The sequence below is a fragment of the Synechococcus sp. MU1617 genome (genome assembly GCF_020514235.1).
GTDB lineage: Bacteria > Cyanobacteriota > Cyanobacteriia > PCC-6307 > Cyanobiaceae > Parasynechococcus.
Window position 1 is genome coordinate 338,120 of record NZ_VTLB01000001.1, and the last position, 12,785, is coordinate 350,904.

Annotated in this window: 8 protein-coding genes; 4 read left to right on the forward strand and 4 right to left on the reverse strand. The window is 59.2% G+C overall.

Annotated elements, in window-relative coordinates; translation table 11 throughout:
* The first annotated feature begins 34 nt into the window (after positions 1–34).
* Both FZZ90_RS01865 and FZZ90_RS01870 read left to right on the forward strand, forming a co-directional pair.
* Positions 35–2,995 (forward strand): hypothetical protein, encoded by a 2,961-nt coding sequence (locus FZZ90_RS01865; protein WP_186473049.1) that lies wholly within the window; start codon positions 35–37, stop codon positions 2,993–2,995.
* A gap of 371 nt (positions 2,996–3,366) precedes the next feature.
* Positions 3,367–4,833, forward strand: coding sequence for a flavin monoamine oxidase family protein (locus FZZ90_RS01870; RefSeq protein WP_226424079.1), 1,467 nt, complete (start codon positions 3,367–3,369; stop codon positions 4,831–4,833).
* Positions 4,834–5,120: 287 nt separating this feature from the next.
* Here the strand turns inward: FZZ90_RS01870 and FZZ90_RS01875 are convergent, their stop codons facing one another.
* The 4 genes from FZZ90_RS01875 to FZZ90_RS01890 all read right to left on the reverse strand — a co-directional run bounded on the left by FZZ90_RS01875 (position 5,121) and on the right by FZZ90_RS01890 (position 10,611).
* On the reverse strand, positions 5,121–5,642 hold the full coding sequence (locus FZZ90_RS01875) for a chromate transporter (RefSeq protein ID WP_370631007.1): 522 nt from the start codon (positions 5,640–5,642) through the stop codon (positions 5,121–5,123).
* 103 nt (positions 5,643–5,745) lie between these two features.
* Complete coding sequence (locus tag FZZ90_RS01880; protein WP_115070378.1) at positions 5,746–6,915, reverse strand: efflux RND transporter periplasmic adaptor subunit; 1,170 nt, start codon at positions 6,913–6,915, stop codon at positions 5,746–5,748.
* On the reverse strand, positions 6,912–10,043 hold the full coding sequence (locus tag FZZ90_RS01885; protein ID WP_186515170.1) for an efflux RND transporter permease subunit: 3,132 nt from the start codon (positions 10,041–10,043) through the stop codon (positions 6,912–6,914). Before FZZ90_RS01885 ends, FZZ90_RS01880 begins: the two co-directional genes overlap by 4 nt.
* Positions 10,036–10,611, reverse strand: a complete 576-nt coding sequence (locus tag FZZ90_RS01890; RefSeq protein WP_226424080.1) for a hypothetical protein — start codon at positions 10,609–10,611, stop codon at positions 10,036–10,038. Before FZZ90_RS01890 ends, FZZ90_RS01885 begins: the two co-directional genes overlap by 8 nt.
* A gap of 108 nt (positions 10,612–10,719) precedes the next feature.
* Here FZZ90_RS01890 and rppA point away from each other — a divergent pair, with 108 nt between their 5' ends.
* Both rppA and FZZ90_RS01900 read left to right on the forward strand, forming a co-directional pair.
* Positions 10,720–11,430 carry a two-component system response regulator RppA gene (gene rppA, locus FZZ90_RS01895; RefSeq protein WP_363159579.1) on the forward strand — a complete coding sequence of 237 codons (711 nt, stop codon included), beginning with the start codon at positions 10,720–10,722 and terminating at the stop codon, positions 11,428–11,430.
* Positions 11,430–12,758, forward strand: a complete 1,329-nt coding sequence (locus FZZ90_RS01900) for a cell wall metabolism sensor histidine kinase WalK (RefSeq protein WP_186473046.1) — start codon at positions 11,430–11,432, stop codon at positions 12,756–12,758. Before rppA ends, FZZ90_RS01900 begins: the two co-directional genes overlap by 1 nt.
* The last annotated feature ends 27 nt before the right edge of the window (positions 12,759–12,785 follow it).

The window sequence follows — 12,785 nt, forward strand, 5'->3', positions numbered from 1 at the left end:
CCCCCAGTAATTTGAAGAATCAGCTCTCTAGTCGTTGGTAAGCAAATCACGTCCTCACAACTCCTCTGATCGGCAAGGTGGTCATCAGAGACTTGGTAAGCCCGGATATGACTCTCAGAAAGTCCAGGCAGAAATCAGGCGAATTCCCGAATTTCTTGAAGCGATAGGCATTAAGGCATCGGAGGTATGTCTCACGCTCTATGGCGGAGATGGCGGCAACTGGCACTGGCAAAAGGTTGATGGTGCAACCCACTGCAGGCCTGTCGATATCAATCTGATCCAGGAACAAATTCTGGACTGGTCAATTGATGGATTCCATCGTCAGGGTCACCAACTCGGTTTTTACCCGATGTTTGGCGGCAGCACCAAGGCGCAGTCACAGGGCTCGCCGTGCCTCAAGGTTGAGTGCGACATGCTGCCAAAGGATCAGCAACTTGCAGTGCTGCGGGCCTTCGAGCACACCTACGACGTCCGCTTCACGATCGTCGACACAGGAGGTAAATCGCTTCATGCCTATCTCTCAATAAATGAGGTCATCACCGTGGAGCGCTATCAGCTGGTGTGCCGGTGCTTCCACGAACGGCTAGTAGATGTGGCTCGCATAGACGACATCCACTACAAGGCCGACGACGCCGTAAGCCGAATCACTCAAGCCATGCGGCTGCCTGGTGCAATTCATAAGAAGACCGGAGAAGTCGCCACAGTGCTGCAACTCGGCAAGCAATGCTCCCTCGAGCAGATCGAGTGTGGCCCTAAGGATGTCGATGACTTCCGAAAAGAGTCGACCACCCGGCGAGCAGTCGCTTGCACTTGCACCGCTGGCCGTGTCCTCGGTTACGAGGGCGACGAGGCCATGCAAATCCTCGCGACGATTGCTCAGGTCTGGGACAAGCGCATTCCAGGTGAGGCCACTTATCCGAAGGTTCTGCCACTGGTCGCCAATCTCACATCTGTTTTAGGAGCCGAACAAGCCGCCCAGCTCCTCTACGACCAAGGCCATTACGACAAGGTCGGTGAGCATGACCTCAAGGGCCTATTGGAGTGGTGCTCGTCGTTTGTAGAGCCAGTAAATCCAGCAGATGCCACTGCGCGGCTCATCTCGATGGCCGCTACCAGGTACGGCTGGGAACGTCCCAGGGCCTCCACCTCAATCGTTGCTGACCCCGCTACAGAGCTCATCAACAGTGAGGAGGAGCTACGGGCAACTCTCAAGGGACGATCGATCCTGACCAACTGCCGGACCGGGAAGGGCAAGTCAAAGCAAGCCCTCGGGGAGGCAGTCGACATGCACCGGGAAAGCCGCCAGCGGAATGGTGATCGCTCGAAGTTCTCTGTTGGCTGCATCAGCCCCCGTCGAACAATCAACGCACAGAACGCTCAGATCACAGGTGGCCGCGACGTTTCCACAGGTCGCGGGTCTCTAGAGGACTTCTACATAGCCTGCCTCCAGTCTTGGGGTTTAGATCACAAGCGCCATGGCAACGAGCTGCTCTGGCGCGACGGTGTCATGCCAGCAGCAGGGTTGTTGATCATCGACGAGCTCCGCCAGGTAATGGAGGCCGTGTTGTTAGGCAAGGCTGGGCCAGGGGAGTTCTGGGGGTCGCCTGGGGAGCGCGTTGAGACGTTCTGTCGGTTGGTCTGGACAATCCGCAACGCCGCCCAGGTCTACGGGATGGATGCTCAGCTAGGCGCACCTGAGATCGACTTCATAAACAGCGTCCGCGAGGTAAATAGGTCTCTGCCTGTGATCGGCAACCCAAGGGAAGAAAACGGCGGGGTGTTCCGCTGGACGAACAAGCAGAACATCTGGAGAGCAGCGCTACTGGAGACGATTCAGGACGCCGATAGAACAAAGCCTGTACTGGTTGTCACGGGCGCTAAGGGGGAGGAGAAAGACGACTCCACTAGGGGCATATCTGCCTGGGCACTTAAGCGTTTCATCGAAATCGAGACAGCCGAGGAGATCACTTCACCCCAGCTGGACCATCCGGTGACCTTCTCACGTTTGCATGTTGTCGTAATCGACAGCCTCAATAAAGACGAGACCGAGCAGCGGAAGATCCTGATGGAGAAAGACATGGGCATCGCGGACGTCGTCATTGTCACGCCCGTCGCTCAGTCGGGTTTCTCCTTTATCGGTGACTTCCATCAAGTCGGCTTCGTTGCTGGTGGCCTGACTCTGCCGCCAAACTGCGTCTCGCAAGGCGCGCGCAGAGAGCGGACCCTGGGGACTTGCTATGGCTACCTGCCTCGCACCGAGGTCGACCAGAGCTGTCCGTTCTTCACTTCAGATCCAGAGGAGAATGCCAAGGTCATCCATAAGGCGTTGCTCGAACATGACCGCGACATCAACACCCTTGGCCCGGTCGAGGAGCTGATGATCGCTACATCACTCGCCTATTACGAGCGGTCGATCACAGAACTTGCGTTGTTCACTGACTATGCCTTGGCGTACTTACATCAAGACGGTTGGACCTTAGAAGCATTAGGCGATTTTGAGCACGGTCAGAGGGGACGTAAACGGGTCGCCAAAGTAGCCAATATTCTGGGAATGACACCCTTTGAGGAGCTGTCACCTGTCAAGCAGCTGATTCTTAAGGGTCTGATTGGTCTATTGAACGCGGAAGAAGTCGCAGCCATTGAACGCAAGGCAGTTGGCGGTGGCCTCGTTGATCTGGTCGGAGCCAACGCAGCCAAGGTCGTTGATCTCTTGCAGCGCTCAGGGTTAGTTCAGCTATGTGACGGGACGCCTAGACCCAAGAACGACCCCCAGATCGTTGCCTGTGGTCAGGTTCTGCAGTCACCAGAGGCAATAGAGCTGTTTAAGCGGTCCAGCACTCTCCAAGTTCGGGCCAGTCGCTCAAAGCACAAAGCAGCCAACGCGGTAAAAGCCATTGGCGTCATCGTCAAACAGCTCGGTGGCCAATGGAAGCGCTGCGGAGACGGTCGGTCCAAGATTCTGGGGGAATTACCGCTACCTAAACAATGCCGTTAAGGCAAAACGCTCTATAGAAGACTTGCCTTAAGCGCATTTTTTGAGAGATCGACGTCACCTCACCAGGTACAGGTCCTGCATCACCGACGATCAAGCACCGGCATCGCCACCATCCAAGGCAAAACCGTCACACCTAAAACAATCGCTTCTAACCCCAGGCTGCAGTTGCACACACTCCTACCCAGTTGCAATTAAACATTCTTAAGTGGCAGCACGACGCTTTTCACATCTAAGTATATATTTCAAATATCTCGGAAAAAGTTTTAAGGCAAAAATTATAAATTTGAGCCCTATTTACGTCATTACTAGAGATGATTGTGTAACTAGAAAATTTTGACAAGCCTATATTGAGATCCGGACTAGTTAGATGGATGGCACTCTCCCGTCGTGAATTAATCACCAGTGCAGGCTTGGCAGGTCTTAGTGCCATCAGCCTTCAGCACAACAGCCAAGCCACATCGGTAAACAAGGATGTGGATGTGGTGGTCGTGGGCGCAGGCCTATCCGGACTTATTGCTGCGCGTGAACTCCGCAAAAAAGGCCTACGCGTTCTCATTCTTGAGGCAAGGGCAAGAACAGGTGGACGCATGATCCGACAAACCACCAAAACTGGTGCCGTGATTGACCTTGGAGGCCAATGGGGAGGGGCCACCCATCACCGCTTTGAATCCCTGGTCGATGAACTCAATATCAAGACTTTCCCCAGCTACTACGACGGAAAAGGAGTGCTGTTGTGGGATGGCAGCAGAGTCGAAGCCGACCTCGCCAAACATCCTTCCGACAGTGTTCTCCTCTTTGAAGGAGAACAGATTGGACAGCCAACGGACAAGATCACCAAGGCAAAGGCGGCGATGAAGTCGTTCCGTGCCATTGCAGCCTCCATAGATCCTGCCCGCCCCTGGACTGCGCCCAATGCTGTGGAGCTTGACCGCACAACGATTCGCACCTGGTGCGATAAGAACAGCGAATCCCCCCTCAGCGATTTCGAACTGGAATGGCTCTCGGTCGTTGGTGGGTCAGGCGGCTTTGATCCATGGGACGCATCTATCCTTCACCTGGCTTGGACGCAAGCGGTAGCCCCACAGGACGAGGGGCCGGAATCATGGCTGCTCAAAGGAGCCGCCGGCCAAGTGGCCGAACGACTGACGAACGAGTTGAAACCCTTCATTCGTCTGAACTCACCCGTCCATGGGATTGATCAGAACGAGGGGGGCGTGACAGTGCATTTCGGCGGTGGCCAACTGATTCAGGCGAAAAGCGCCATCGTCGCGATCCCGCCGCCATTACGAAACAAGATCACCTTCACGCCGGACCTTCCCGCTGAGATGCGTTCATTCCTCCAGCGCAGTCCAATGGGTTCAATGATCAAGGTCTTCGCGATATATAAATCGGCCTTCTGGCGACGCCAGAATCTCAACGGGTTCGCCATAGGCAACCTGAAAACACTGGAAATCACCGCAGACAGCTCACTACCCAGCGGCACTCCCGGAATCCTCGCCTCCTTCGTTACCGCCAGTGCAGCTGTCGAATTCCAGCAGATGACAGCGGCCAATCAACACAAAGCTGTTCTGGACGATCTTGTGGCCTATTGGGGACCCGAAGCCGGATCACCCGAAGAACTGATCATTCAAAATTGGAACCAGGAGGCATGGTCCACCGGAGCCTTCACCAGCTTTGTGACACCAGGCACCTGGACGACCTACGGCCACCAATGGCAGGAATCTCACGACCGAGTGCATTGGGCCGGGACGGAAGCCTCGAGTCGGTGGCCCGGTTATTTCGAAGGGGCCATCGAGGCGGGTATTCAAGCGGCCAGGAAGGCCATGCTTCAAGCTTAGGTTTAGAGACATAGCAAATCATTTCAGGCATGCTCTGCTTGGAGAAGTAGGACGATTAGCCGCAATGTCAGATTCAAATCTCAGGCATCAATCAGTTGCACACAATCCTGCCCAATTGCACAAAAAATCAGGGTCAACTCAGGGACATACCTCTTAAATCGACTGCTACCAAATACATTTAATTGGCAGCAGTGGCCACTAACCCCAGTGCTGGTCAGAAGGTTTTATTCCGCTTGCAGACAACCAACTCCTCCGGCACAGATTCCTTAATTCTGTAGAAGCAACGATCAAGTGAAGACCAAGCCGCCCACCACGGCACACAACAGCACCACTCTCCATGCTGGTTGCTTCCAGCAGACCAATAGCAGAAATGCAGTGATTGCAAGGCAGAACTCAGGGCGACCAAGAATCGCCGATTGCCAGATCGGTTGAAACAATGCGGCCACCAAAATGCCAACAACCGCTGCATTGATGCCGAAAAGAGCCCGACGCATCATGCGCAGACGACCGAGGGCACTCCAAAAAGGCAAAACGCCTCCGATCAACAAAAACGAGGGGAGGAAGAGAGCCGTTAAGGCCATCAAAGCGCCAGCGAGGCCATGAAGACCATCCTGCAGATCGAAACCAAGGAATGCCGCAAAGCTGAACATTGGACCTGGAACAGCTTGCGCCGCGCCATAGCCCACCAAAAACTGATCCAGTCCGATCCAACCCTGGGGGACAAGGGAGTGTTCCAGCAACGGCATCACCACATGCCCACCGCCAAACACCAAGGCTCCCGTTCGCAGAAAGGCACTGAGCTGCTGCATGACAAGCGGCCTATCCGCATCCGAACAGCACGGCCGCAGCGAAGCCAGAGAGTTGACCGCATCTCAAGGATGCCATCGGTTTGATCGGGTTGCTGAACTTCACTCAGTTCTGGCTGCTGTCCTTGGAAGCATCCAGTGCGTTGCGCAACATCTGCGTGTTGCCTCTCAGGAGCACATCACCTTGACGAACACCCTGAAGGATTTCCGCTTGCCCCGCCGTTTGCTGGGCCACCACCACAGCAACCTGTTCCACAGCCCCCCGTTGATAGCGAAAGACCACCGGTGATCCATTGATCAGGGCAATGGAATCCTGCGGAACAATGAACCGTTGCTCGGAGGATGGGATCTGCACAAAGGCCGTGATAGCTGTTCCGATCGGTGGGAGTTGAGCATCAATAGGTTGCGCGCGGAGCAGCATCACGCGCCCGGCGGTTTGCGCATCAGGTGCCACAGCGATCACCCGTGCCTGCAGCGTCTGAGCTCCCGCTCGAACGCGCAGCAGCTGTCCGGTCCTGATGTTCGTGGCGAGTCCCGGTGACACGAGGAAGCGAAGCTCACCCCCTGTGACATCACTGATCTGGGCCACGTCTTCCCCCACAGACAGGACGGCACCGGGTGAGGTGCTCACAGCAGTGACCTGACCGGCAATTGGACTGCGAATCAACAGACGCCCTGAATCATCAGGCTTCCCTAGCGCTGAAGCCTTGGCAGCGGCTGCCCTGGCTGTCGTCGCGGCTGTAACGCTGGCGATGCGGCGGCTTTCCAGCTCCTGGGTCGAGAGTGCACCTTGCCGTGCCATGGGTTCGGCAAGGCGGTACAGGTATGCGAGCGAGTGCGCCGTGGCCTGCGCTGCATCGGCATCGGCGCGTACAGCAGCCGCATCAGCGCTTTGGACTTCTGCGATCGGTTCGCCAGCACGAACACGGGTGCCCGGTGACACCATCAGACGTAAAACACGTCCCGCCACAGGCATCCCCACGCTTGAGCGCGACGATGTTGCTGCTTCAACAAAACCAGTGATCGGACGTTCCGTGCCCGAGCTCAGTTCGGGGCGAACAGTGGTCAATCCCAATCGCCGAAGCTGGTCTTCGCTGAGAGCCACGCTGCCATTGGCATCCGCACGGTCCATCGCCGCAACCGATGGCGCAGAGACCGGCCGGCTGCTCTGGCGACCCACACCGATTCCAACCAGCAGAGATGCGGAGATCGCCAGAGGAAGAAGCACGCCGGGTTGGCGCAGGTGATGCGTGAGGTGGTTAAGGCTCAGGTTCATGACGGGAGAGAGGCAAGAGACGACGCCGAACCGTCGCGGGCGGGCAGCAGCCAATGGCCAAAGCGTGCATAGAGCGCCGGGAGCACCAGCAGGGTCAGGGCCGTGGAGGTGGTCAATCCACCGAGCACCACCACAGCCAACGGTTGCAGGATTTCATTCCCGGCCCCGAAAGCGAGTGCAAGAGGCAAGGCTCCGAGTGCCGAGGAGAGGGCTGTCATCAGGATGGCGTTGAGGCGCTCCAGGCTTCCCTCACGGATCACCTCGCCCAGGGGTTGCCCTGCGCCGTGGCGGCGGTTGTAGTTGTCCACCAGCAACAACCCATTGCGCACGGCGATGCCAAACAGCGTGATGAAGCCGATCAACGAGGCGATCGATAGCACTCCTCCCGTGAGCAACACCGCCACCACACCTCCGATCAGGGCCAGGGGCAGGTTGAGCATGATCGCCACTGTGGCGGGCACTGATTTCACCGAAATCACCATCAGCACACCGATCACCACTGCGGCAACAGCGCTGTAGAAGACCAGAGACGCGGTTGCCCGTTCTTCTGATTCGAACTGGCCGCCGTAGCGGATCGTGTAGCCCTGAGGCAGTGGCACCTCACGGGCAATGGTGCGCTGGATGTCTTTGACGACAGTGCCGAGGGGCCGGCCGCTGACGTTGGTGGAGACCACGATCATGCGGGAAACATCTTCTCGGTTGACGATGTTGGCCCCCAGACCTTCCTCAACCCAGGCAACACTGCCGAGAGGAACGGTCATGCCATTGCTGAAGGCCACCGGCAACGAGCGGATGGCCTCCAGGTTCTGGCGAGCATTCTCCTGAAGCTGCACGAGCACATCGCTGCGCACACCCCCTTCCACCACGTGGCCCACCACCTTGCCGTTGAGCGCGATCTCCACTGCTTGCGACAGCTCCTCCACCGTGAGCCCCAGCGCCGCCGCAAGCGGGCGGTCGTAGTGGATCTGCACCTGGGGAATCGGCAGCTGCGGTTCCAACTGCAGATCCACCACTCCATCAATGGGTTTGATGGCCTTCTCCACCGCCTCACCGATGCGGCGCAGTTCGCCTAAATCGGTGCCGTAGATCTTGATTGCAATCGCGCTGCGCACCCCCGAGAGCACCTCATCCATGCGATGCGAGATGAAGCCGCCGATGTTGGGCGCCACACCGGGCAGCTTTAAAAAAGCCTGCCGCAGCTCGGCAATGGCAGCGGGCCGATTGGCCATGGCTTGATCGCTCAGTTCCACATCCACGTGAGCTAGGTTCACGCCGGCCCCATCGGCATCACCGGGGGCGCGGCCCGTGCGCACCTGCACCCATGCAAACAACGGGTTGTTCTGCAGCGAACGGGTCAGTGCAAGCCCCGCTCGGTTGGTCATCTCCAGTGACACCCCGGGGTAGAGCACCATCGAACTCACCAGCGATTGTTCGCGGAATTCCGGTAGAAACACCCGGCCCAGTGCCGGCAGGATCGTTGTGGTGGCGACGATCAGCGCCAGAGCGATGGCCAGCACGCGCTGCGGTGATCTCAGCGCTAGATCCAAGATTGGCCGGTAGAGCCGCTCAGCCCGGTTAGCCAGCCAGGTGTTCTCCTCTGGCAGCTCCGCAGGCGCAAGCAAGATGGCGCACAACGCGGGAGAGAGCGTTACCGCTACGAGGGTGGAGGCCGCGATCGACAGCAGGTAGGCCAGGCCCATCGGCGCAAAGATGCGCCCTTCTACGCCGGTGAGCGAAAAGATCGGCGCAAACACCACCACGATGATCACGGTGGAGAACAGCACGGGCTGGCGCACCTCTACCGAGGTGTCGAACACCACCTGCAGGGGCGATTTGGGCGTGTCGCTGGCCCGGTTGCGGCGCAGCCCCCGATAGCAGTTCTCCATGTCGACGATCGAGTCGTCGACCACCGAACCGATCGCCACCACCAGCCCACCCAGGGTCATGGTGTTGATGCCCAGGCCCAGGCTCTTCATCAACATCAGGCCAATCAGCAGTGACAGCGGAATGGCGCTGAGGCTGATCACGGCGGCGCGCCAGTTCATGAGAAACAGCACGATCACCACCGAAACGATCACCACCCCCTGGAGCAGCGACTCGCTCACATTGCGGATGGCACTATCGATGAAATTACTCTGACGAAATGTGGTCTGGACCTGCACATCGCTCGGCAGCGTGCGGTTCAGCTCGGCCAAGCGCTGCTCCACTGCCCGGGACACCGTGGGGGTGTCCACATCGGGCTGCTTGGTCACCATCAGCACCACAGCTGGCTTGCCGTTGAAGCTGGCGTCACCGCGTTTGAGCGCTGCACCGCGCTTCACTTCTCCCAGTGTTGAGAGCAGCACCGATCGTCCCTGCTCGCTCTTCACCGCCGCATCCGCCAGATCGCTCACCTGTGTGACCTGAGCCAAGGGGCGAATCAACCGCTCCTGGCCACCCCCGATCAGAAAGCCTCCAGGGCTGGTGGCCATCGCCGAGCCAACACCCTCCATCACCGCCTTGAGCGAGACAGCCTGAGCCTGCAGCTCCTGGGGATCAAGGAGCACCTGAAATTGCTGCTCATCGCCGCCGTAGATCGTCACCTGGGCGACGCCGGGCACCGCCAGGATCGACTGGCGATAGGAGCGCAACACCAGCTGCTGCAGATCCATCAGCGATGTGGCGCCATCGCCGTTCACGGTGAAGGCGACCTGCAGGATTGTGCCCAGAGGCGACACCAGCGGGGAGAGCTCGGGGGGATCTGCATTGGTAGGCAGCTGGGCGCTCACCTGTTGCAGCCGCTCCGCCACGGATTGGCGGGCGCGGTAGATGTCGGCGTTCTGGTTGAACACCACCTGCACCATCGACAAACCCGGCTTGGAGGAGGAGCGCACGGTCTCCACCCCGGCAATGCCATTCACTGCCGATTCGATCGGCAGCGTGATGCGGGTTTCCACTTCTTCCGGTGAGAGCCCAGCGGCGCTGGTTTGCACATCCACCTGCGGCGGCGCGAAGGGGGGAAACACATCCAGGGGCATCTGGCTCACCGCCAGCAGGCCCCAGAGGCTGATCACCACCGCGGCGGCAACGATCAGCCAGCGGCGTGCGATCGAAAACCGCAGCGTTGTGTTGAGCAACCGCTCAAGCATCCGTCTTCCTGCGGCGGTTCAGCCAGATAGCCCCAGCGGTGAGTACGACAACCGCGCCAGCTGCCAGGGCGGGAATGGGTAGAGCGGACGGGCTCGCCGTCGCGCTGTCCTGTGGCGCAGCGGCTTTGTTATCTGCTGCCGGCTCAGCCTGTGGTGTCTTCTTCGATTCGGCGTACAGCGAGAGGGCGCCAGAGATCACCACCTCGTCGGTGGGATCAAGGCCCTCGGTGATCACAACCCGGTCACCCTGTCTGGAACCCGTCACCACGAGAACAGGGTCGTAGGTGGTCTGGGTTTGCACGAACAGCAGTGGCTTGCCATTCGCATCGACTAGAGCAGTGGAGGGAACCGAGAGCCCATCCGGCCCGTCTTCCGGCGTTGCCGTGGCCACCCCCAACAGGGCATCGGTTTCGGCGTTGCGGCGCACCTGGCGTGCGTCGCCCTGCTGCTGAAACTCATCGCCATGGCCCACATGCGCCAGGGCCAGGGGCGTGGCGATGGGCGCTGCGAGTAAGGCTGTGGCAGCAAGGCTGGCGCTGGCCGCCAGCTGCAGGATTCGGGGAAGCAAAGGCCTGGGGAAGCACTGGATAGGCGGAAGTTGGCACAACCGGGATGAAAAACAGATGAAATCCACTGCCCCTAACTAAGATCTGTGCCCTGTTGATCCGCCACGCCGATGCCCATGCGGATCCTGTTGGTGGAGGACGAGATGGATCTAGCGCGATCCATCCAGGCAGTCCTGGAGGGCCAGGGCCATGTGGTGGATCACTGCGTCAGCGGTCAGGACGGCTGGGTGCTTCTGGGGAGTGATCAGGCCCACTACGACCTGGGAATTCTTGATTGGATGCTCCCGGAGCTCAGCGGCCTCGATCTGTGCAGGCGAACGCGATCGCGGGGCCTGGCGCTACCGCTCTTGCTGCTCACGGCCCGTAACGAAACAGCCGACCGGGTTGAGGGCCTGGATGCCGGCGCGGACGACTATCTGAGCAAGCCCTTCGCGATGGAGGAGCTGCTCGCACGGGTACGGGCGTTGCAGCGGCGACAGCCCAGCTATCGGGCGCCGCTCCTGGAAGCCGGTTGCTTCCGGCTGGATCTCGCCGCGGGGCAGTTGCTCGTGGCAACAGCCGCAGCTGAGGTTTGCATTGAGCTCTCCACGAAAGAGCAGCAACTGATGAGCTATTTCCTGGAACACCCCGGTGAGGTGATTTCCGGCTCACGCTTGCGCAACCAACTGTGGAATCTGCAGCAGGATCCCATCAGCAATGTTGTTGCCGCCCAGGTGCGATTGCTGCGGCGCAAGCTTGCTTCTCATGGGCTTGCTTCTCCGATTGAAACCATACCGAGTAAGGGGTATCGGCTGAACCCGCATGCTGCGGTGTTGCTGTGATGACCATCCAAACGCCAGCGCATCGCCTGTTATTTCAAGCTCGATTGAGACTGGCGGGACTCTCCTTGCTGGTGATGGGTGCACTCCTTTACGGCGCGGGGTTCGCGATGGGACGGCTGTTGCTGCAGAGCCAGGACAGCGCCATCCGGCGTGAACTGCAAGCTCTTGCCGGCACCCTGCACGACAGTCTCAAGCCTGTCCTGCTGCCGCAGGCGGCCCGGCCCACGCCCGCACTTGTTTCGGTTCTACCGGGCCTCTGTATTGCAGGAGAGCCTTGCAAGGCACCGGATTCATTGGTTGAACGCCATGCCATCAGTGCCACCGATTCCGACCGCTACAAGCTGCGTGTTCTCGATCCCAACGGTGCTCTGCTGGCCAGCTCCCCCGGGGCTCCGATCCTGCTCCCGCCAGCGGCTGATCAAGGTTGGCAGCTCACGCAAGAACCCGCTGGCCGGCGCTGGCTCACCTACTCCATTCATCTGCATCACTCCAACAGCAACAGAGAACCCGTCTGGGGATTCCTTCAGATTTCACACAGCCTGAACGATCTGGACCGGGAAGCACAACAGCTGGTGTGGTTGGGACATGCTGTCTTCCTCGTTGCGCTGCTGGCCATGGGCGCTGCCAGCTGGTGGCTGGCTGGATTGGCGATGGCACCATTACTGGAGGCCTATCAGCGACAGGAGCAGTTCAGCGCCGATGTGGCCCACGAATTACGCACCCCGCTGGCCAACTTGATGGCAGTGGTGGAGACAGGACGCTGGGATCGGGTGCTGGCCCAGGGCCGGCGCCTGCAGAACCTGATCGGCGACCTGTTGTTGCTCGCCAGCCTTGAACGACCCTGCGAGCGGGAGCCGGCAACGGTGTGTGATCTCGCCGAGATCACGGCCGATGTGATGGAGGATTTTTCAGAGACAGCTGCGGCTGCTCAGGTGAGCCTGATTCACACGTCATGGATGTCCAGTGCCAAGGTGCTTGGGGCGGAGACAGAACTCAGCCGGCTTGTGATCAATCTGCTGAGCAACGCGATGCAGCACAGCCCAGCAGGTGGCGCGATCGACGTCTCCCTGAAGCACCAGGGTCGCCATTTCCAGCTTTCAATCACCGACAACGGACCTGGCATCGCTGAGGAGATGCAGGGCCGAATCTTTGATCGCTTCACGCGACTGGATCCGTCTCGCTCACGCCTCCAGGGTGGCAGTGGGCTGGGGCTGGCCATCGCGCAAGCCATCGCCGTCCGCCATCGCGCAGCAATCCAGGTGCACTCCAGGACTGGATGCGGCAGCTGCTTCTCCCTGGAGATTCCGGCGGCTGAGCCACCCCATTGACTCTCCACCGACTGGAGTGTTTACGGT